Source organism: Streptomyces sp. NPDC060049, from assembly GCF_042736715.1.
GTDB lineage: Bacteria > Actinomycetota > Actinomycetes > Streptomycetales > Streptomycetaceae > Streptomyces.
Genome location: NZ_JBHWVV010000001.1, coordinates 221,650 through 241,129, shown reverse-complemented (window position 1 = coordinate 241,129; position 19,480 = coordinate 221,650). Strand labels below are relative to the sequence as shown.

Below are 19,480 nucleotides of genomic sequence, written 5' to 3'. Positions count from 1 at the left end.
GCGCATGACGATTCGCGCAGTGGTGTTCGACGTCGGCGAGTGCCTCGTAGACGAGACCCGGGAGTACGGCACCTGGGCTGATTGGCTGGGCGTACCCCGCCATACCTTCGCCGCCATGTTCGGCGCGGTCGTGGCTCAGGGCCGCGACTACCGTGAGGTCTTCCAGGAGTTCCGCCCCGGCTTTGACCTCACCGAGCAGCGTGAGGCCCGAGCGGACGCCGGCCAGCCGGAGCACTTCGACGAGTCTGACCTGTACCCGGACGTACGCCCCGCGCTCGCGCAGCTGCGCGCCGATGGCCTGTGGCTCGGGATCGCAGGGAACCAGACCGTCCGGGCCGGTGGCCTGCTCCGCGGTCTCTTCGCGGACGACGTCGACCTGATCGGGACCTCGGACGACTGGGGCGCCAGCAAGCCCGACCCCGAGTTCTTCGTCCGCGTGGCCAAGGCCGTCCCCTTCGCATCGGCCGAGATCCTCTACGTCGGCGACCGTGTCGACAATGACCTTCGCCCCGGAGCCGCCGCGGGCATGCACACCGCGCTCATCCGCCGGGGCCCGTGGGCCACGATCCAGTGGGGGACTCCCGAGGCCCGCGAGCTCCCGACGTTCCGCCTCGAGAGCCTTGCCGAGCTGTCCCCCCGGATCGCCGAGTTCAACAAGCAAGCGCGCTGACCACGGCCCCCCACCCGTAGAGCCGATCATCGAGGTCGCGGACGTACTGCTCGTGCTCCCAAGGGCCGAGCGCGCGCCGCACCTCGCGGACCCGCTCCAGCCCGGTCGCGTACCAGTGGATTTCCAGCAGCTCCAGGGCCTGGAGCGCGTACCGGGCCGCATCCTCCGGGCGTCCCGCGGCGGCCTCCGCTGCGCCGAGGTCGCCGAGGATGACAGTCCTCTGCTTATCGGCGTCTTCGGGGAGCGCGTCCAGCACTTGGAGCAGGGTTTCGCGGGCCTGCGGCAGGTGGCCGGCGGTGAGCTGGGTGTTCCCCTTGAAGGCGGCGAGGCGGACCGCGGAGAACCAGTCCATCCACTCAGGGGTGGGCTGGTCGCCGGTGTCCTCGACGACCGTCTCCCCGTGCGCGATCAGGTTGAGGGCGGCACGGGTGTCGCCGCAGCGGGTCGCGCACTCTGCCTCGACGGCGTCGAGCCACGCCACGAACGGGCCGGTCGCGTTCCCGCGTCGGGCGTAGGTCCGAGCCGCGACCATGCGCTCCGTCGCGTCGGGCCGCTTCCCGGCCCACCCCGGGATGAAGGCCATGTGAGCCAGGATCGCCGCGCCGAGGAGTGCATCGTCCGCTTCCCCGGCCGCCTGCAAGGCGCGGACCCAGGTGTCGCTGGCGCGGGCAGGTTCGCGGAGGTCGAAGAACTCGATCCGTCCAGCCAGAAGCCAGCTCTCCGCAAGGGCGGCGGCAAGAGTCCGCCGCGTGCGGCCGGTGGTTGCGTCGAGGAGTTGGCCACCGAGGGTGGCATGCGCCGCGACGGCGGGGTGCAGTATCGCCGGGGTCACAGTCCAGTAGAGCCGGCGGTGCGCGCGGGTGACGGCAAGGAAGTCGGCCCCGGCGGTGGCTGGCTGCGGGCCGCTGGTGGTGCGGAGAGGGCCGCGGTTCGCGGGCGCGATGAGGCTTGCCGTCGACTGTGGTCCGGTGCCAGGCGGGACGTTGAAACCGAGTTCGTCGAGGGAGCGGCCGAGGAGGTCGACGAGGGCCTGGCGAACGTCGGGGTGAGGGAGGGGCGGGGTCTCGGCTTCGTAGCGGCGGGCCTGGCGCAGGCCGATGTGGATCCCGCGTGCTGCGAGAGCGTCCACAAGTTCCTGCTGTGTCCGGTAGCCGGCGGCCTGGCGGGCCGCCCTGAACCGCGCGTTGCCGGTGGGGGTGGGTCGGGTCATTCCAACTCCCGTAGTGGGTAGGTGTCCTGACCTACTGTCTCAGGGCGTCCTCTTGACTGCCACGGTTCACCTCAACGGCGTCGTCAAAGCCCTATTTTAGGGCGTTGAAAGGCCGCTCAGAAGTCCTCGCAATGGGACTTCTATGGGTCCATGGTGTCTCTCACCACCCGCTGACGACGGTAGGGAGCCCGCCGTGACCAGCCCGATCGCGCGCCACCAGCTGAGCCTTGACACCCCGGACCGTCCGCAGCCGGACACCGCCATGGTCTACCTGCCCAGCGCCGACCTCCTCGACCGGGCCGAGGCCGGCTTCGAGCGGTTCGCCGCGTTGCTGGGTGAGGGCACGTCTGATGGCTGAGCCCTGCCCCGAGTGGCGCGGCCGGGTCTGCTGCCGGTGCGGCAAGCCGGTCAAGGGCACGCCGATGGCGGTGCCGTCGGCCCCCTCCACCGAGGACCCTCAGTTCGCGCACTGGCCGGGCGATCTGGAGTGCACGCCGCTCCGGTCGAGCAGCCAGTGACCGAGCACGCACGGCAGGCCCTGTCCGTGCTGATCGTCCTCGGCACCTTCGCTTTCATCGTCGTCGGCACCGCTCGCTGATCCGCACCTTCCTGCACCACGACCAAGGGAGAAGCATGTCCAGTCCGACCCCGACACCCCCTCCACCGTGCAGTGCCGGCAAGGGCGGCACCCCGACGCCCGCAGCCGCTGGCGGCGTGCTGACCCTGCCGCGCGGGTCCCGCGACGCCCGCGACCTTCTGCCTGCCGATGACCTCATGACCGCTACCGCCACGCTCGCGCAGCGCCAGCCGAACATGGGCTGGGTGGAGGCCGAGCGCGTCATCGTCGAAGCCCTCAAGTTCGTCGCCACGGCAGCACAGGGCGCGGACGGCCTCGTACCGTCCCCCATCGTCGACGCGGGGTGGCACGCGCTCATCGAGAACACCGAGATCTACCAAGGCCTCGGGGTGCGCCTCGGGCACTTCCTCCACCACTACCCGGCCGTCGCCGGGGCCGAGCTGCCTGCCCCTGGCTGGCAGGCCCGCACGGTGGCCGCCATTGAGGCCGCGGGTTTCACCGTCGACCGGGAGCTGTGGCAGTGATCACCACCGAGTTCGAGGTGACTCCGACCGACGTCACCACCTGCGAAGCCTGCTGGCTCAAGCCTGTCGAGACCGCCCGTCCGGCCCGGCACACCCACGGTCGCGACCTGCTGTGCATCCCCTGCGCCGAGGCCGGCTATCCGGCCCGCGTCGCACTGTTCCCCCCGCTCGGTATCTACGGGCTCACCGGAAGGAAACTGAAGATGGACATGGGTAAGCACGGCACCCCCGGCGGCCCGCAACTCCCGCCGGACCCCGGTCCGCCGTTGCCGTCGCCGCCGCCCACCCCGACCCCCGGCCGCCCGCCGGTGTAGGGGCGGCTGTCCCGAGAACGGCCCCGGCTGGCACCCCCGGCCGGCCGGGGCTACCCCGTGAGTCAAGCTGCACTCGAGGTGCTCTCAAGGCTCGATGTCATACAGATCGGCTAGGTCCATGCGGCTTGGTCTCACCTACGGTGTTGCCCATGCCACGTGAGGTCTTACGTTCCGCTTAGCAGCCCTACTCGCGGACCAGGTGCGCGAGGGGGACGCCGATCGCGTCGGCGATCTGAATGAGCGTGTCGAGGAGCGGCGAGGCCTGGCCCTGCTCGATGCGGACGTACGTCGCACGGTCCATGTCGGCGCGGAGCGCCACGGCCTCTTGGGTGAGGTTCCGCTCCAGCCGAGCTGCCCGGATCTGGTCGCCGATGCGCTGCCGACGGACACGGACGTGATCGGGCGGGGGTACTGAGCGGGGCACCTGTCCACGCTCGGCGCATCATGATCGAATAGCTGTAGGGCGAAACCTACATTGTGCGATCTTGCTCTATGTAGGGAAGCCGCGAAACCCAGCCACTCAGCTCCCCCAAGCTCGCCCCCCGCGCCTCGCGCGATCAGGGGTGAGCAGGACGGCCCGGCCGGCGTTCGTACATCCGCCGGCTCCGTCCGTCCTGGCCCCGATGTAGATCGGGGCGGCCGCCCGACCCCCATCGTGGGGTCGGGCGGTTTACCGTATGCACGAGAGGGCCCCCAGCGACATAAGCGCCGGGGGCCCTCCGCCCATGTGCCGGGCCTCCCCGCCGCAGCACACAGGACTCGAGCGGCGTACATCTGGCGCGCGTGGGGAGTCGCACCGGCCCCGCTCAAGCAGCACCATAACCCGATGATGCGCCTGTCGGATGCCCCTAAATGGGTGACGGGATGGTCAAGATCCATGGGGATGTGGACTCTTTGCGGACTTCGATCATGAGCAAGGCCTCCCGTTCGAATGAACGGGAGGCCTTGGTGGTGCCCTGACCTGCTATCTAGTCAGTGCCCTCGGCAGGATTCGAACCTGCGACACCCGCTTTAGGAGAGCGGTGCTCTATCCCCTGAGCTACGAAGGCGGGGACTTGCGTGGAGCATGGCCGAACACTCTGGGTGAGTCTCCAGCCGGTCTTGAACTGCGCCCGGACTGCCCCCCGAGGGCAGCCCAGGGACAGCGTAGCGGATCAGGGCGGAGCTCCGCGGCTCACTTCTCGCCCGTCCGTTGCCGCCTTGTCGGGCGGGTGCTGTCCAGGCCTTGCAGTGTGCGCAGACGCCGAGGCCCCGCCCCTCCAGGTGCCGAGGGGGACGGCCCCTCGTTCAGCGGACGGGACGGGCGGGGGCTCCCCGGGTGGCGAGGCCTTCGGGGGACCGGTCCCGGGAGAGGCGCGGGGTGGCCCCGGCAGGGGGTCAGTTGGTCAGGAACCGGGTGCGGAGGCGGGACTTCGTGGAGGGGGTGATGCCTACGGCGTCCGTGAGGTAGGCGTCGACCGAGCCGTGGCGGGTCGTGAGGTCCGCGAGGGTCAGGCGGAGGACTTCGGCGGGGGCGCGGCCGTAGGACGGCCAGCGCATGGTGCGGCCCGGGTTGGCGGTGTGCCAGTCGGCCGTCAGGCGGGCCGTGGCCAGCTCGGTCAGGGCGAAGTCCGCGAGGATCTGCTCCTCGTCGACGCCGAGGAGGGTCAGGACGAGCGCGGCGATCAGGCCGGTGCGGTCCTTGCCCGAAGTGCAGTGGAAGACGGCCGGGCCGGGGCCTTCGGCGAGCAGTTCGATGGCCTGGCGGATCTCCTCGACGCCGTCCTCGGCGACCTCCGCGAAGCGGTCCGCGAGGAAGCGCCACGGGTCGAGGTCCGGGTCGATCTCGGCTTGGTCGTAAGGCCGGTGCTCGATGCTGAGGTTGGCGTACGTGAACCGCTCGGGCTCGGGGATCCGGCCCTTGGCCTCGATCTCCCACGGGTAGCGCAGGTCGATGACCGTGCGGACGCCGAGCTCCAGGAAGCGGTCCCAGTCGGCGCCGCTCAGCTTGCCGAGCGAGTCCGCGCGGTAGAGGGCGCCCCACGCGACGGTGGCGCCGTCGGCCGTGCGGTAGCCGCCGAGGTCACGGAAGTTGTGCAGCCGGTCGAACTCGATGTGGCGGGTGGTGGTCGTGGTCATGGCTCCCCCTGCTGACGAAGTGATGGAGTTTTGCAGCTCTGGAGCGTTGCAGCTCCTGAGTTCTCCAGATGCGAACGTCCGGCGCGGTGGTGATCTTCCCGCAGGGCCCCTAGCCCCGGCAGTCCGGGAAGCCCGCCTCCGGCGGCAGCAGCAGCTCACCCGGCCCCATGCCCCCGCCCCGTCGTGCGCCGCCACCCGTCCGAGCTGTTCGGCTTCCCACAGAACCACAGGTCAGGACTTTACGTTGGGGTCATTCCACGGAAATCGGTTTGAGTCCGATCACCACGGTTCATGGGATCGGTGAAGGTCGAACACCCCGCCCGAGGGCTCTACTTGCCCCCACCGCACGACGAATGAGAGCTCCCACATGGACTTCCTTCGCCCCGCCAGCTGGGAGGAGGCGCTCGCCGCCAAGGCCGAGTACCCCGCGGCTGTTCCGATCGCGGGCGGCACCGACGTGATGGTCGAGATCAACTTCGACCACCGACGGCCCGAGTACCTCCTCGACCTCAACCGGATCGCACCGCTGCGGGAGTGGGAGGTGGGGGAGGACGTGGTCCGGCTGGGTGCCTCCGTCCCCTATACGCAGATCATGGAGAACCTCCGTACCGAGCTGCCCGGGCTCGCGCTCGCCTCGCACACCGTCGCCTCTCCGCAGATCCGCAACCGGGGCAGCGTCGGCGGCAACCTCGGCTGCGCCTCACCCGCCGGTGACTCCCACCCCGCCCTCCTCGCGGCCGGCGCGCAGGTGGAAGCCGAGTCCGTACGGGGCTCCCGGCTGATCCCGATCGACGCCTTCTACACGGGCGTCAAGCGCAACGCGCTCGCCCCGGACGAGCTGATCCGGGCCGTCCACATCCAGAAGGCGGACGGCCCCCAGCAGTACTCCAAGGTCGGCACCCGCAACGCGATGGTCATCGCCGTCTGCGCTTTCGGCCTCGCCCTGCACCCCGGGACCCGCACGGTCCGTACCGGCATCGGTTCGGCCGCCCCCACGCCCATCCGCGCGAAGGCGGCCGAGGAGTTCTTGAACGCCGCCCTCGAAGAGGGCGGTTTCTGGGAGTCCGGCAAGGTCGTCACCCCGTCGATCGCCAAGCAGTTCGGTGACCTCGCCTCCGGTGCGGCCAATCCGATCGACGACGTCCGCGGCACGGCGAAGTACCGCCGTCACGCGGTCGGCATCATGGCTCGCCGCCAGCTGGTCTGGACGTGGGAGCAGTACCGCGGTTCGAACAACGGCCGCTCGCTCGAAGGGGCTGCGTAATCATGCGCGTCAATTTCACTGTCAACGGCCGTCAGCAGGAAGCCGACGATGTCTGGGAGGGCGAGTCCCTCCTCTACGTCCTGCGCGAGCGCTTGGGTCTGCCGGGTTCGAAGAACGCCTGTGAGCAGGGTGAGTGCGGTTCTTGCACCGTCCGCCTGGACGGCGTGCCGGTCTGTTCGTGTCTGGTCGCGGCCGGTCAGGTCGAGGGTCGCGACGTCGTGACCGTCGAGGGCCTGGCGGAATTCGCCAAGCAGCGCGAGCAGCGCGGGCAGCACGGACACGGCGGCCCCTGCGGCACCGGCACCGGCCCCGCCTGCGCCGGCAAGGGCGGCGTCTCCTTGGACGCGGCCAAGCAGTGGCAGGCGCACGGGCCCGACGGTGAGCTCCGCTCACGGGCCGGCGACTCGCAGACCGGTGAGGGAACCGAACTCTCCACGATCCAGCAGGCGTTCATCGACGCCGGCGCGGTCCAGTGCGGTTTCTGCACCCCGGGTCTGCTGGTCCAGGCCGACGCGCTGCTGGAGGAGAACCCCTCCCCGTCCGACCAGGACATCCGTGAGGCCCTGTCCGGCAACCTCTGCCGCTGCACGGGCTACGAGAAGATCCTCGACGCGGTCCGTCTCGCGGCCGCCCGCCAGGAAGGGGCCCGCTAGCCATGACCGGCGCATCCCGCGTCCCCACCGGCCTGACGCAGCGCTCGCAGACGAGCGGCGGCATCGGCGAGTCCACGCTCCGCCCCGACGGCACCCTCAAGGTCACCGGCGAGTTCGCGTACGCCTCCGACCTCTGGCACGAGGACATGCTCTGGGGCCAGGCGCTGCGCGCCCCGCACGCCCACGCGCTCATCACCCGCATCGACGTCTCCGAGGCGCTCGAAGTCCCCGGCGTGTACGCGGTCATGACGTACGAGGACCTCCCCGCTGCCAGGAAGTACGGCCTGGAATGCGTCGACCAGCCCGTCCTGTGCGACGGCCGCGTCCGGTTCCACGGCGAGCCGGTCGCCCTCGTCGCCGCCGACCACCCGGAGACCGCCCGGCGCGCCGCCGCCAAGATCGTCGTCGGCTACGAGGTCCTGGCTCCCGTCACGGACGAGGCGAGCGCCACCGCCCCCGGCGCGCCGCTCCTGCACCCGGACCGCGACGACCACCACGCGCCCCACACCCCGCACCCCAACATCGTCCACCGCCAGCCGGTCGTCCGCGGCGACGTGGCCGCGGCCCGCGAGCGCGCCGACGTCGTCGTGCGCGAGGAGTACGAGGTCGGCATGCAGGACCAGGCCTTCCTCGGCCCCGAGTCGGGCCTCGCCGTGCCCGCCGAGGACGGCGGCATGGACCTCTACGTCTCCACCCAGTGGCTGCACGTGGACCAGAAGCAGATCGCCCCCGTCCTGGGGCTGCCCGAGGAGAAGGTGCGGCTCACGCTCTCCGGCGTCGGCGGGGCCTTCGGCGGTCGCGAGGACCTGTCGATGCAGGCACACGCCTGCCTGCTCGCCCAGCGCACCGGAAGGCCGGTGAAGATCGTCTACAACCGGTACGAGTCGTTCTTCGGGCACGTCCACCGTCACCCCGCCAAGCTGACCTACGAGCACGGTGCGACCCTCGACGGGAAGCTCACCCACGTCACGGCCCGCATCGTGCTGGACGGCGGCGCCTACGCCTCCTCCACACCGGCCGTCGTCGGCAACGCGGCCTCCCTCGGCCTCGGTCCGTACGACGTGGAGAACGTCGAGATCGAGGCGGTCGGCCTCTACACGAACAACCCGCCGTGCGGGGCTATGCGCGGCTTCGGCGCCGTCCAGGCCTGCTTCGCCTACGAGTCCCAGATGGACCGGGTCGCGGCCGAAATCGGCATGGACCCCGTGGAGTTCCGACAGCTCAACGCCATGGAGCAGGGCACCCGGATGCCCACCGGCCAACTGGTCGACTCACCGGCCCCGGTGGCCGAGCTGCTGCGCCGGGTCAAAGCCATGCCGCTACCGCCGGAGCTCCAGTGGGAGACCGCCGGCGAGGCCGCGGACGTACGCCACCTGCCCGGCGGCCTGTCCAACACCACCCACGGCGAGGGCGTCGTCCGGGGCGTCGGCTACGCGGTCGGCATCAAGAACGTCGGTTTCTCCGAGGGCTACGACGACTACTCCACCGCCCGGGTCCGGCTGGAGGCCGTGAACGGCGAGGCCGTCGCCACCGTGCACACGGCCATGGCCGAGGTCGGCCAGGGCGGTGTCACCGTGCACGCGCAGATCGCCCGTACGGAGCTGGGTGTCACCCAGGTGACCATCCGGCCGGCGGACACCCGGGTCGGCAACGCCGGTTCCACCTCCGCCTCCCGCCAGACGTACGTGACCGGCGGCGCGGTGAAGAACGCCTGCGAGGCGGTCCGGGAAGAGGCCCTGGCGATCGGCCGCCGCAAATTCGGCTCCTACCACCCGGCCTGGGCCACCGCGGAACTCCTCCTGGAAGGCGGCAAGGTCGTCACCGACGGCGGAGAGGTCCTCACGGACCTGGCCGAGCTGCTGGCGGGCGAAGACGCGATCGACGTCGAACTCCCGTGGCGCCACCGCCCCACCCGCCCCTTCGACCGGGAGACCGGCCAGGGCGACGGGCACGTCCAGTACTCCTTCGCCGCGCACCGGGCGGTGGTCGAGGTCGACACCGAGCTGGGCCTGGTCAAGGTGATCGAGCTGGCGGTGGCCCAGGACGTCGGCAAGGCGCTGAACCCGCTCTCCGTCATCGGACAGATCCAGGGCGGCACCACCCAGGGCCTCGGACTGGCGGTGATGGAGGAGATCATCGTCGACCCGGTGACCGCGAAGGTGCGGAACCCCTCCTTCACGGACTACCTGATCCCGACCATCCTGGACACCCCGAGCATCCCGGTCGACGTACTGGAACTGGCCGACACGCACGCCCCGTACGGGCTGCGCGGCGTCGGCGAGGCTCCGACGCTGTCCCCGACCCCGGCGATCGTGTCGGCGATCCGAGCCGCCACCGGCCTGGCCCTGCGCCGGGTCCCGGTCCGGCCCGAACACATCACGGGGTGCTGACCGCCGCGGAGGCGGCGCGGACGGCCGGGCACCGCGGGCCGGCACGGTCTGAAGTGGGGCGGCTCAGACGCCCATCGGAGCGTGCAGCTCCACGGTGAGCTCGACCTCGACGGGGGCGTCCAGCGGCAGCACGGACACGCCGACCGCGCTGCGGGCATGGATGCCCGCGTCGCCGAAGGCGGTGCCCAGCAGCTCGCTGGCGCCGTTGACCACGCCCGGCTGGCCGGTGAAGTGCGGGTCGCTGGCGACGAACCCGACCACCTTGACCACGCGCTTGACGGCGGACAGGTCCCCGGCGACGGAGGCGACGGCGGCCAGCGCATTGAGCGCGCACTGCCGTGCCAGGTCCTTGGCCTGCTCCGGGGTGACCTCCGCGCCGACTTTGCCCGTCAGCTGGAGGGCGCCGTCGACCATGGGGAGCTGGCCGGAGGTGTAGACGTAGTGGCCGCTCTGGACGGCGGGTACGTACACGGCGACGGGCGAGGGGGTCGGCGGCATCTTCAGGCCGGCGGCGGCGAGGCGCTCTTCAGGGGTGCTGGGCATGGCGGGTCCCTCCACGGAGCGGGGCTCCGGTCGGCGGATCGGGTTGCGGATCGGGTGCAAGGGGTCTGCGTACGGTGTGACACGGCTGGTCACCTCCACCACCGCCGCCCGGATCCGGTCCGGCAGGGGGCCGAAGGACGCGAACCGGCGGGCGGGGCGACCCGGCCCGACGCGGCTCCGGTCGGGCCCGGGTGCCGTCCGGCGGGGCACGAGGGCCTGCCCGGTCCGGGGCCGCCGGCCGGTCCGTATCCTCCGGCCGGTCCGGGCCGGCCGGCCGATCCGTACTCTCGCGCCGATCCGGTCGGCCGGAGCGGTCGCCGGAGCGGTCGTCGCCCGGTCACGGCCGGATGATCCGTATCTGGTAGCTGCCGTTGCGCAGCTCGCCCACGACCGACACGCTGATGCCCACCCTCTCGTCGGTGAAGGTCTCGCCCGGTTTGAACGGCGCGTCCGAGAGCTCCGCGTGCACGTTGGGCCGCCGGGTGCAGCCGCCGCTCGCGTTGGAGCTGTCGGAGACGGTGACGGGCCCGCGACCGGTGTCCACCTCGGAGTCCACCTTGTAGATGAGGACCCCGGGCTTGCAGACGGCCTCGTCGTTCCCGGCCCGGGTGCGTACTTCCACGGCGTATCCGGCGCTCTCCGACACCGGGATGAAGGCGAGCTTGGTGCCGCCCCGGACGGCGAGCGGGGTCAGGACGTGGTCGCTGGTCCCGGACTTTCCGGCGCAACTGATCTGGGAGCCGTCGAGCCAGCCCAGCTTCCACTTGTGCCAGCCCAGGAGGTCGTTGTTGGCGCCCCAGTCCTCGCTCATGATGTCCCAGTGCCCGACCGTGCCGCCGCCGTCGGCGGTGTAGAGGTCGGGCAGGCCGAAGACGTGCCCGTTCTCGTGGGGGAGCACGCGGTAGCCGGTGTCCCGGTAGGAGCCGGAGCCGTCGTCCTGCCGGCTGTAGATGAAGGACGTGTTGGCGAGCGGGACGCCGTCGGCCGTCGGGGCCTCGTTGTTGCCGGAGAAGGTGACGGACAGGACGGTGTCGAGGGCGGAGGGTCCGGCGTTCGGCGTGACCAGGACGTTGATCAGGTCGTACCGGGAGAAATCGACCTCGGCGTCGACGGCTTTGACGATGTGCTCCACGAGCTGGCGGTAGCCGGGCTCGTAGGGCGAGCCCCGCTCGATCCCGTAGGCCGCGAAGGGCATCGGCATCCGCACCCAGGTGCGTATGGGCGACTCGGCCCGGTAGGTGAGCCGTCCGTAGGAGCTGGTGCGGAACCAGTCGGAGGTCTGCGGGAAGAATTCCGACAGCCGGTCGGTCGCCGAGCCCTCGCCCTTGGCGTCGGGGAAGTCGATCATCAGGTTCAGTGCCCGGACCTCGCCGGTCGAGCGCGAGTACCCGGGCGCGGTCGGCAGTCCCTCCGACATCTGCACGCCCATCGCCCCGGAGATCCGGCAGGGTGCGAGCAGTGCCTCGGCGGTGGTCGCGGCCACGGGGCCGGCCGCCGAACTGCCGCGGTCGGATATCTCGGCGCTCGCGGTCGCGGTGACGCCGAGGGCCAGCGCGGTGATGCCGATGTAGGCGCTGGTGCGGCGTGACGTGCGTATCCGCCGGCGCGTCTGTGGCATGGAGACCGCCTTCGGGTCCGCGGCAGCCGGCCGGGCCCGGACTGCGCTCTGTGCGATCACCCTCCGACGGCCCGGACGTCCCCGCGCGCCGGGAGAGGCCAAACGGGACCCAGGGGCCGCGGTCGTGTGACCCGGCTCACACGGGAGGGTGAAATAACCGGGGACGCTCTCCCCGTTTGAAGGAGAGTCCTCGCAGAACCGGGGGCCCGCTCCCCGTTTCGAGCGGACGTACGTGTCACCGCGCCAGGGAGGCCCCGGAATGAAGCGCCCCACCGCCACGGCCGTGGCGGCCCCGCCCGCCCTCGGCGCGGAGGCCGCCCTCGACCTCGCGGCGCCGGCCGTGGTTCCGCAGCCGCGCGCCGACGCCGTGCGTCGCCCGCGCCCGCGGGCCGACGCCGTCCGCAACCGGGAGCGCATCCTGACGGCGGCGCGGGACGTCCTCGTGGAGTTCGGCCCCGCCGCCCCCCTCGACGAGATCGCCCGCCGGGCGGGCGTCGGCAACGCCACGCTCTACCGGCACTTCCCCGACCGGCCCGCGCTCGTCCACCACGTCGTGCTCTTCGTGATGGACCGGGTGACGGCGCTCGCCGAGGACGGGCTGTCCCAGGAGCCGGACGCCTTCGCCGCCCTGTGCCGCTTCACGCACGGCGCGGCGGACGAGCGGATCGGCGCGCTGTGCCCCATGCTCTCCGGCGACTTCGACCGCGACCACCCCGAACTGCTCGCCGCCCGGACCGCCTTGGAGGAGGCCGTCGAGACCCTGCTGGGCGTCGGCCAGGCCTGCGGGCTGCTGCGCGCGGACATCGGGGTCGGCGACCTGCTGATCGCCCTGTCCCAGCTGAGCCGCCCCCTTCCGGGCAGCGCCTGCTTCGACACGGACCTCTTCGTCCACCGCCACCTCCAGCTCTTCCTCGACGGCTTGAGGGCTCCGGCCCGCTCCGAACTGCCGGGCACGCCGACCACGTTGGAGGAGCTGAGGCGGAAAACAATGTGACGCCCCGGGTCGCGCCCGTTGGCGTCACGAATCGCCGATAAGCCTCTTCTGTCTCATTCAGTCATTTTTCAGTCACCACGCACCGCGAAGTGGGTATCCCCATGTCAAAAACAGCCGCGAATCCGCCGCTGGCTGCCACCGCCGACCCCAGTCGCTGGAAGGCACTCGTCTTCATAGCCCTGGCGCAGCTGATGGTCGTCCTCGATGCCACCATCGTGAACATCGCCCTGCCGTCCGCCCAGACCGACCTCGGCATCTCGGACGGCAACCGCCAGTGGGTCATCACCGCGTACGCGCTGGCCTTCGGCGGACTGCTCCTCTTCGGCGGCCGCATCGCCGACAAGTGGGGCCGCAAGAACGCCTTCATCGTCGGCCTCGCCGGTTTCGCCCTGGCCTCCGCGCTGGGCGGCGCCGCCCAGGGCGAAGCCATGATGCTCGGCGCCCGCGCCCTCCAGGGCGCCTTCGGAGCACTGCTCGCGCCCGCCGCGCTCTCGCTGCTGGCCGTCATGTTCACCGACGCCAAGGAGCGCGCCAAGGCCTTCGGCATCTACGGTGCGATCGCCGGTGGCGGTGGCGCCGTCGGCCTGATCCTCGGCGGATTCCTCACCGAGTACCTCAACTGGCGCTGGACCTTCTTCGTCAACATCCCGTTCGCGATCGTCGCCGCCGTCGGCGCCTGGCTGATCATCCGCGAGCCGGCCGGCGGCCGTAACCGCGCGCCGCTCGACATCCCCGGCGTGCTCCTGTCCACGACCGGCCTGGTCGCCCTGGTCTACGGCTTCACCCGCGCCGAGTCCGCGGGCTGGTCGGACGGCCTGACCGTGGGCATGTTCGTCGCGTCCGTGGTGCTGCTCGCCTCGTTCGTCCTCGTCGAGTCCCGCACCGCCTCCCCGCTGCTGCCGCTGCGCGTCCTGCTGGAGCGCAACCGCGGCGGTGTCTACCTCTCGCTGGGTCTCGCCGTCATCTCGATGTTCGGCCTGTTCCTCTTCCTCACCTACTACCTCCAGGTCGTGAAGGGCTTCTCGCCCGTCAAGACCGGCTTCGCCTTCCTCCCGATGATCGTCGGCATGATCGCCGGCTCGACCCAGATCGGCGCCCGCCTGATGACGCGGGTCCCGCCGCGCCTGCTGATGGGCCCCGGCTTCATGGTCGCGGCGAGCGGCATGCTGCTGCTGACCCAGCTGGAGGTCGACTCCTCCTACCCGGCGCTGATCCTGCCGGCGCAGCTGCTGCTGGGCCTCGGCATGGGTACGGCCTTCATGCCCGCCATGTCCCTGGCGACGTACGGGGTGAACCCGGCCGACGCCGGTGTGGCCTCCGCGATGGTCAACACCTCGCAGCAGGTGGGCGGCGCGATCGGCACCGCCCTGCTGAACACGATCGCCGCATCGGCGACGACCGCGTACCTGGCCGACCACGCGGCCGAGGCCGCGGCGGGCGGCCCGGCGGCGCAGCTCGTGCAGGCCAAGGCGATGGTGGAGGGCTACTCCTCCGCGATCTGGTGGGCGGTCGGCATCCTGGTCGTCAGCTCGCTCATCGCCCTGACCCTGATCAACACGGGCCGTCCGGGCGCGGGCGGCCCGGTGGCCGAAGGCGCGGACGCGGACGCCGACGTGAAGATCCCGGTGATAGCGCACTGACTCGGCCGGGCCCCGGCTCCGGGGTGCGGGAATGACTGATGACCCCGCGTCGTTCAAATTTGAACGACGCGGGGTTAGTCTTTTCCCAGCGGCCCGCCCGATCACCCTGGAGTCCCGATGACGACCTCCGACCCGACGCGGATGCCGGCGCTGTACCTGAGCCACGGAGCCCCGCCCCTGGCCGACGACCCGCTCTGGCCGGGCGAACTGGCCGCCTGGTCCGCGGACCTGCCCCGCCCCCGGGCGATCCTGATGGTCTCCGCCCACTGGGAGGAGGCCCCGCTCGCCCTGGGCGCCACGCGATCCGTCCCGCTCGTCTACGACTTCTGGGGATTCCCCGAGCACTACTACCAGGTCCGGTACGAGGCTCCGGGCGCCCCCGAGCTGGCCGCCGCGGTACGAAAGTTGCTGAAGGCCCCGGGCACCCCGGTCCAGGACATCCCCGACCGGGGGCTGGACCACGGCGCCTACGTCCCGCTCGTGGAGATGTTCCCGCGGGCGGACGTCCCGGTGCTCCAGATATCCATGCCGACCCTGGACCCGCGCCGCCTCATGGAGATCGGCCGCAAGCTCGCCCCGCTGCGCGACGAAGGCGTCCTGATCGTGGGCAGCGGATTCTTCACCCACAACCTGGCCGCCCTGCGGCACACCGGCCCGGGCGTACCCGGCTGGTCGGCGGAGTTCGACGCCTGGGGCGACGAGGCGCTGGCCGCCGGCGACGTCGACTCCCTGCTGGACTTCGAGGCCAAGTCCCCGGCCGGCCGCCTGGCCCATCCGCGCACGGAGCACTTCGCCCCGCTGTTCGTCACCCTCGGAGCCGCGGAATCCGAGCTCTCCGCCGCGTCCACGCCGGTCTCGGGCTTCTGGATGGGCCTCTCCAAGCGCTCCCTGCAGTTCGGCTAGCCGGGGCGAAGCCCCGGACGGGCGTTTTCCGGCGATTCGGTCGCCGGCGCGGGCAACCTGAAGCCGGTGACGGCCGTCTTCCGGGTGGGAGAGCGGCCGTGAACGGCGCCCTTCCGGAGCGGAACGACCGGTCCGGGAACGGCGGCGCAGGATACTGCAAGATCTCGAAAAAGAGAGAGCAACGTGGGAATTCTGTCCCGATTCCAGTCGTTGTTTCCTTTGGAAGCGGGCACTCGGGAGAGTGTCCAGGCAGCCGCAGCACCGCGACCGAACTCATCGCTAGGGAGCACGCATGGCAACCCGCGCCGTCGCCCGTCGTCAGTCCACGAGCAGCGCCCGCGCTGTGGGCGGGGAGATCGCAGACCGCGATTTGGTCGGCATGTACCTGGACGAGATCGCCCGGACCCCACTGCTCGACGCGGCCAAGGAAGTGGAGCTCTCGCAGATCATCGAGGCGGGCGTGTATGCCCGGCAGATCCTCGACGGTTCGGTGGAGCGCAAGGGCAAGACGCCCGCCCAGGAGGAGCTGGAGGCCCTGGCCGCCGAAGGTGAGCGCGCCAAGGAAGTCTTCATCCGCTCCAACCTCCGCCTGGTCGTCGCCGTCGCCCGCCGCTACCCGCGCAGCGGTCTGCCGCTCCTCGACCTCATCCAGGAGGGCAATGCCGGCCTGGTGCGCGCGGTCGAGAAGTTCGACTACGCCAAGGGCTTCAAGTTCTCCACGTACGCCACGTGGTGGATCCGCCAGGCCATCACCCGTTCGATCGCCGACCAGTCCCGCACCATCCGCCTCCCCGTCCACCTGGTGGAGGAGCTCGGCCGGATCCGCCGGGTCCAGCGCGAGTTCAACCGGGAGAACGGCCGAGACCCGGAGCACGCGGAGATCGCGGCCGAACTGGAGACGACGGAGAAGCGCGTCGGCGACGTCCTGGACTGGGCGCGCGACCCGGTCAGCCTGAACATGGGGGTCGACGAGGACGGCGACACCCAGTTCGGCGACCTGCTGGAAGACACCTCGGCGATCTCTCCCGAGCAGTCGGTCCTCTCCCTGCTGCGCAGCGAGGAGCTGGAGGACCTGCTGGGCAAGCTGGACCAGCGCACGGCCTCGATCATCAAGATGCGTTACGGCATCGATGACGGTCGGGAGCGTACGCTGACAGAGGTGGGCAAGCAGCACGGTCTGACCCGTGAGCGGATCCGCCAGATCGAGAAGCACGCCCTGCTGGAACTGAAGCGGATGGCGCGCGACACCGGCTTCGACGCGGTGGCCTGACCGGCCCCACGACGCAGCCCCCCATACGAGCCCTCGGCGCCTATCCCCCCCAGGCGCCGGGGGCTCCCCCCTTTGCCCACCCGCTACGGGCCCGCCGCCTCCGCCAGCCGGCAGGCCAGCGCCCGGGCGGCGTCCGCCAGGAAGTCCGGCCCGTTCACGGTGAAGGCCGCCCCCGTGAGCGCCAGCCGCGCCACCAGCCACTCCGGCGCGTCCGAGGACTCGAACCGCACCCGGACCCCGGCTCCGGGTGCGCCTTTGGGCCCCGACTGCGCCGAGGGTTCCGCGTACTCGCGCAACCACCCCGGCAACTCCCCGCAGGGCCCGGCGAAGGTGACATCCACGGGATACGTCTCCCCGCCCCGCAGCCCCCGCCGTACGAATTCCACCGCCTCCATCGGCATGTCCCGCTTCGCGAACCGCGCCCCCGTCGCACTCGGCCCGCTCACCCGGTCCAGCCTGAAGGTCCGCCAGTCCTCGCGTTCCATGTCGTAGGCCACGAGGTACCACCGGCTCCCCGTGCTGACCAGCCGGTACGGCTCCACCAGCCGCCGCGACGCCACCCCGTCCCGCGCCCGGTACGAGAACCGCAGCCGTTCCGGGCCCGCCACCGCCGACGCGATCACCGTCAGCGTCCGCGGGTCCACGCTCCCCCCGTCCCCCCGGGTCACCGCGACCGTCGCCGACTGCAGTGCGCTCACCCGGCGCCGCAGCCGCCCGGGGAGGACCTGCTCCAGCTTGGCGAGGGCCCGTACGGAGGCCTCCTCGACGCCCTCGATCGCGTGCCCGGCACCCGCCCGCAGCCCCACGGCGATCGCGACGGCCTCCTCGTCGTCCAGCAGGAGCGGAGGCATGGCCGCGCCCGCCACCAGCCGGTAGCCCCCGTCCGCGCCCAGCGTGGCCTCCACCGGGTACCCCAGCTCCCGCAACCGGTCGATGTCGCGCCGGATCGTGCGGGCGCTCACCCGCAGCCGCTCCGCGAGCTCGCTCCCCGGCCATTCGCGCGGGGTCTGGAGCAAGGAGAGCAGCGTGAGCAGCCGGCCGGGGGTGTCGTTCATGGTTTAAAGATTGCCATCCAAATAGGACACCAACTGACCTAGATGCCGTCTAGGTTTCTCCTCATGAGCACCGAGACGACCCAGTCATCGCCCGAAGGAAAGAACGGGCCCGTACAAGAAGAGCGGACCGAGACCCCCGCAGAGACCAGCTCGACCACGCCGGCCGGCCCGGCCGCCCCCACCGGCACTTCCGGTGCCTCCGCGGACCGCCGCCGCTGGCTGGCGCTCGCCATCGTGATGACCGCGGCCTTCATGGACCTGGTCGACGTCACGATCGTCAACATCGCGATACCCCGGATGCGCGAGGACCTCGGCGCCTCCACCAGCGCCATCCAGTGGATCACCGCCGGCTACGCCCTCGCCTTCGCCGCCGGCCTGATCACCGGCGGCCGTCTCGGTGACATCTACGGCCGCAAGCGCCTCTTCCTCATCGGCATCTCCGGCTTCACCGCCGCCTCGCTGCTCTGCGGCATCGCGCCCACCCCCGACGTGCTCGTCGCCGCCCGCATCCTCCAGGGCGCCATGGCGGCCATGATGGTCCCGCAGGTGCTCGCGATCATCCACGTCACCTTCCCGCCGCACGAGCGCGGCAAGGTGTTCGGCATGTTCGGCGCCGTCGTCGGCCTCGGCGCCGTCTCCGGTCCGATGCTGGGCGCGCTGCTCACCGAGTGGAACATCCTCGGCCTCGAATGGCGCCCGATCTTCCTGATCAACCTGCCCGTCGGCATCGCCGGCGTACTCATGGGCCGCAAGTTCATCTCCGAGTCCAAGGCCCCCCGGGCGCTGCGCCTGGACCTGGTCGGCGTCGTGCTGGCCACCCTCGCCCTGGTCATGCTGATCTTCCCGCTCACCCACGGGCGCGAGAACGACTGGCCGCTGTGGGGCTCCGTCTGCATGATCGCCTCGCCCGTGGTCTTCGGCCTGTTCATCGGCTACGAGAAGTACAAGATCCGCAAGGACGGCTCCCCGCTGGTCGAGCTCTCCCTCTTCAAGGTCAAGAGCTTCGCGGGCGGCATCGCCGTCCAGCTGACCTTCGGCATCGCGACCGGCATCTTCTTCCTGGTGTGGACGCTCTACATGCAGATGGGCCTCGGCTGGAGCGCCCTGAAGGCCGGCTCCACCGGCATCCCGTTCTCGCTCGCCGTCTCGGCCGCCGCGGGCATGTCCGTTCAGAAGCTCGTACCGCGCTTCGGCCGCAAGGTGCTCCAGGGCGGCGCCCTGGTCATGGCCTCGGGCCTGCTCCTCTACATCTGGGAGTCGGACCGCTACGGCATGGGGATCACCTCCTGGCAGATGGCCGCCCCGCTGATCGTCATGGGCGCGGGCATGGGCCTGATCATCGCGCCGCTGACGGACACGGTGCTGTCCGAGGTGCCGCGCGAGCACGCCGGCTCGGCGTCCGGCCTGATCAACACCACCGGCCAAATGGGCAACGCGCTCGGCCTGGGCCTGACCTCCGTGGTCTTCTTCGGGCTGATCGACGACGACCTCGTCTACGGCGCGCCGTACGTCGACGCCTTCCACCACGCGCTGTGGTGGGTCGTGGCCGTCCTGATCGTGATCTTCGCCGTGATGTTCATGCTGCCTCGCAGGGCGGTCCCGATCGACCAGCGCGAGGGCGGCTCGGAGTACGCCGGCGAGCCTGCCCCGGAGAAGGTTCCCGCCGGCTAGCGCAGGTTCCGCTCCCTCACGGGCATGTCCGCTTCTGTTGGCGGACATGCCCGTTTGGCGCGTTTG

General features: G+C 71.2%; 18 protein-coding genes and 1 tRNA gene. 12 read left to right on the top strand and 7 right to left on the bottom strand.

From position 1 onward, the window contains the following. Positions 1–4: 4 nt before the first annotated feature. The gene (locus ACFWBY_RS01020) at positions 5–670 is read left to right on the top strand and encodes an HAD family hydrolase (protein ID WP_385341073.1); all 666 of its coding nucleotides are present in this window, start codon (positions 5–7) and stop codon (positions 668–670) included. On the opposite strand, the gene ACFWBY_RS01015 is transcribed toward ACFWBY_RS01020, so the two are convergent. Continuing rightward, complete coding sequence (locus ACFWBY_RS01015; RefSeq protein WP_385341075.1) at positions 651–1,880, bottom strand: transcriptional regulator; 1,230 nt, start codon at positions 1,878–1,880, stop codon at positions 651–653. The genes ACFWBY_RS01020 and ACFWBY_RS01015 overlap by 20 nt on opposite strands. Before the next feature lie 193 nt (positions 1,881–2,073). Here ACFWBY_RS01015 and ACFWBY_RS01010 point away from each other — a divergent pair, with 193 nt between their 5' ends. The 3 genes from ACFWBY_RS01010 to ACFWBY_RS01000 all read left to right on the top strand — a co-directional run bounded on the left by ACFWBY_RS01010 (position 2,074) and on the right by ACFWBY_RS01000 (position 3,295). Then, positions 2,074–2,238 carry a hypothetical protein gene (locus tag ACFWBY_RS01010; protein ID WP_385341077.1) on the top strand — a complete coding sequence of 55 codons (165 nt, stop codon included), beginning with the start codon at positions 2,074–2,076 and terminating at the stop codon, positions 2,236–2,238. A 416-nt stretch (positions 2,239–2,654) separates the two neighbouring features. Then, the gene (locus ACFWBY_RS01005; RefSeq protein WP_385341079.1) at positions 2,655–2,981 is read left to right on the top strand and encodes a hypothetical protein; all 327 of its coding nucleotides are present in this window, start codon (positions 2,655–2,657) and stop codon (positions 2,979–2,981) included. Then, positions 2,978–3,295 carry a hypothetical protein gene (locus ACFWBY_RS01000; protein ID WP_385341081.1) on the top strand — a complete coding sequence of 106 codons (318 nt, stop codon included), beginning with the start codon at positions 2,978–2,980 and terminating at the stop codon, positions 3,293–3,295. Before ACFWBY_RS01005 ends, ACFWBY_RS01000 begins: the two co-directional genes overlap by 4 nt. A 184-nt stretch (positions 3,296–3,479) precedes the next feature. On the opposite strand, the gene ACFWBY_RS00995 is transcribed toward ACFWBY_RS01000, so the two are convergent. The 3 genes from ACFWBY_RS00995 to ACFWBY_RS00985 all read right to left on the bottom strand — a co-directional run bounded on the left by ACFWBY_RS00995 (position 3,480) and on the right by ACFWBY_RS00985 (position 5,413). Beyond that, a complete protein-coding gene (locus ACFWBY_RS00995; RefSeq protein ID WP_385341083.1) occupies positions 3,480–3,719 on the bottom strand; it encodes a helix-turn-helix domain-containing protein in 240 nt (79 codons plus the stop codon). A gap of 552 nt (positions 3,720–4,271) precedes the next feature. Continuing rightward, positions 4,272–4,344: transfer RNA gene (locus tag ACFWBY_RS00990), tRNA-Arg, on the bottom strand. Between the two features lie 328 nt (positions 4,345–4,672). Beyond that, positions 4,673–5,413: a tyrosine-protein phosphatase gene (locus ACFWBY_RS00985; protein ID WP_385341085.1), complete on the bottom strand. Its 741-nt coding sequence runs from the start codon at positions 5,411–5,413 to the stop codon at positions 4,673–4,675. A gap of 367 nt (positions 5,414–5,780) precedes the next feature. Here ACFWBY_RS00985 and ACFWBY_RS00980 point away from each other — a divergent pair, with 367 nt between their 5' ends. Genes ACFWBY_RS00980 through pucD form a run of 3 tightly spaced genes read left to right on the top strand, consistent with a single transcriptional unit; the run spans position 5,781 to position 9,720 of the window. After that, positions 5,781–6,677, top strand: coding sequence for an FAD binding domain-containing protein (locus tag ACFWBY_RS00980; RefSeq protein ID WP_385409610.1), 897 nt, complete (start codon positions 5,781–5,783; stop codon positions 6,675–6,677). 2 nt (positions 6,678–6,679) lie between these two features. Next, a complete protein-coding gene (locus tag ACFWBY_RS00975) occupies positions 6,680–7,330 on the top strand; it encodes a (2Fe-2S)-binding protein (protein ID WP_385409609.1) in 651 nt (216 codons plus the stop codon). Positions 7,331–7,332: 2 nt separating this feature from the next. Continuing rightward, on the top strand, positions 7,333–9,720 hold the full coding sequence (pucD, locus tag ACFWBY_RS00970; protein ID WP_385342844.1) for a xanthine dehydrogenase subunit D: 2,388 nt from the start codon (positions 7,333–7,335) through the stop codon (positions 9,718–9,720). Positions 9,721–9,783: 63 nt separating this feature from the next. Here the strand turns inward: pucD and ACFWBY_RS00965 are convergent, their stop codons facing one another. Together ACFWBY_RS00965 and ACFWBY_RS00960 are read right to left on the bottom strand one after the other, a co-directional pair. Continuing rightward, positions 9,784–10,263, bottom strand: a complete 480-nt coding sequence (locus ACFWBY_RS00965; RefSeq protein WP_385342846.1) for a RidA family protein — start codon at positions 10,261–10,263, stop codon at positions 9,784–9,786. Positions 10,264–10,600: 337 nt separating this feature from the next. Next, positions 10,601–11,881, bottom strand: coding sequence for a M6 family metalloprotease domain-containing protein (locus ACFWBY_RS00960; protein WP_385342848.1), 1,281 nt, complete (start codon positions 11,879–11,881; stop codon positions 10,601–10,603). A 259-nt stretch (positions 11,882–12,140) separates the two neighbouring features. On the opposite strand from ACFWBY_RS00960, the gene ACFWBY_RS00955 reads away from it, so the two are divergent. The 4 genes from ACFWBY_RS00955 (at position 12,141) to ACFWBY_RS00940 (ending at position 16,688) form a co-directional block, all read left to right on the top strand. Continuing rightward, complete coding sequence (locus ACFWBY_RS00955; RefSeq protein WP_385342849.1) at positions 12,141–12,875, top strand: TetR/AcrR family transcriptional regulator; 735 nt, start codon at positions 12,141–12,143, stop codon at positions 12,873–12,875. Between the two features lie 101 nt (positions 12,876–12,976). Beyond that, positions 12,977–14,515 carry an MFS transporter gene (locus ACFWBY_RS00950; RefSeq protein ID WP_385342851.1) on the top strand — a complete coding sequence of 513 codons (1,539 nt, stop codon included), beginning with the start codon at positions 12,977–12,979 and terminating at the stop codon, positions 14,513–14,515. Positions 14,516–14,632: 117 nt separating this feature from the next. After that, positions 14,633–15,418 (top strand): dioxygenase, encoded by a 786-nt coding sequence (locus ACFWBY_RS00945; RefSeq protein ID WP_385342853.1) that lies wholly within the window; start codon positions 14,633–14,635, stop codon positions 15,416–15,418. 292 nt (positions 15,419–15,710) lie between these two features. Further along, positions 15,711–16,688, top strand: coding sequence for an RNA polymerase sigma factor RpoD/SigA (locus ACFWBY_RS00940; RefSeq protein WP_385342854.1), 978 nt, complete (start codon positions 15,711–15,713; stop codon positions 16,686–16,688). Between the two features lie 83 nt (positions 16,689–16,771). Here the strand turns inward: ACFWBY_RS00940 and ACFWBY_RS00935 are convergent, their stop codons facing one another. Further along, on the bottom strand, positions 16,772–17,743 hold the full coding sequence (locus ACFWBY_RS00935; RefSeq protein ID WP_385342856.1) for a helix-turn-helix transcriptional regulator: 972 nt from the start codon (positions 17,741–17,743) through the stop codon (positions 16,772–16,774). Positions 17,744–17,806: 63 nt separating this feature from the next. Here ACFWBY_RS00935 and ACFWBY_RS00930 point away from each other — a divergent pair, with 63 nt between their 5' ends. After that, positions 17,807–19,414, top strand: a complete 1,608-nt coding sequence (locus ACFWBY_RS00930; RefSeq protein ID WP_385342858.1) for an MFS transporter — start codon at positions 17,807–17,809, stop codon at positions 19,412–19,414. Positions 19,415–19,480: the final 66 nt, after the last annotated feature.

Excerpts from the sequence above, each read along its gene's own strand:
- ACFWBY_RS01005 (WP_385341079.1), top strand. The coding sequence starts at position 2,655 with ATGACCGCTACCGCCACGCTCGCGCAGCGCCAGCCGAACATGGGCTGG.
- ACFWBY_RS00965 (WP_385342846.1), bottom strand. The coding sequence starts at position 10,263 with ATGCCCAGCACCCCTGAAGAGCGCCTCGCCGCCGCCGGCCTGAAGATG.
- pucD (WP_385342844.1), top strand. The coding sequence starts at position 7,333 with ATGACCGGCGCATCCCGCGTCCCCACCGGCCTGACGCAGCGCTCGCAG.
- ACFWBY_RS00945 (WP_385342853.1), top strand. The coding sequence starts at position 14,633 with ATGACGACCTCCGACCCGACGCGGATGCCGGCGCTGTACCTGAGCCAC.
- ACFWBY_RS00930 (WP_385342858.1), top strand. The coding sequence starts at position 17,807 with ATGAGCACCGAGACGACCCAGTCATCGCCCGAAGGAAAGAACGGGCCC.
- ACFWBY_RS01020 (WP_385341073.1), top strand. The coding sequence starts at position 5 with ATGACGATTCGCGCAGTGGTGTTCGACGTCGGCGAGTGCCTCGTAGAC.
- ACFWBY_RS00935 (WP_385342856.1), bottom strand. The coding sequence starts at position 17,743 with ATGAACGACACCCCCGGCCGGCTGCTCACGCTGCTCTCCTTGCTCCAG.
- ACFWBY_RS00980 (WP_385409610.1), top strand. The coding sequence starts at position 5,781 with ATGGACTTCCTTCGCCCCGCCAGCTGGGAGGAGGCGCTCGCCGCCAAG.
- ACFWBY_RS00985 (WP_385341085.1), bottom strand. The coding sequence starts at position 5,413 with ATGACCACGACCACCACCCGCCACATCGAGTTCGACCGGCTGCACAAC.
- ACFWBY_RS00960 (WP_385342848.1), bottom strand. The coding sequence starts at position 11,881 with ATGCCACAGACGCGCCGGCGGATACGCACGTCACGCCGCACCAGCGCC.
- ACFWBY_RS00940 (WP_385342854.1), top strand. The coding sequence starts at position 15,711 with ATGGCAACCCGCGCCGTCGCCCGTCGTCAGTCCACGAGCAGCGCCCGC.
- ACFWBY_RS00950 (WP_385342851.1), top strand. The coding sequence starts at position 12,977 with ATGTCAAAAACAGCCGCGAATCCGCCGCTGGCTGCCACCGCCGACCCC.
- ACFWBY_RS00955 (WP_385342849.1), top strand. The coding sequence starts at position 12,141 with ATGAAGCGCCCCACCGCCACGGCCGTGGCGGCCCCGCCCGCCCTCGGC.
- ACFWBY_RS01015 (WP_385341075.1), bottom strand. The coding sequence starts at position 1,880 with ATGACCCGACCCACCCCCACCGGCAACGCGCGGTTCAGGGCGGCCCGC.
- ACFWBY_RS00975 (WP_385409609.1), top strand. The coding sequence starts at position 6,680 with ATGCGCGTCAATTTCACTGTCAACGGCCGTCAGCAGGAAGCCGACGAT.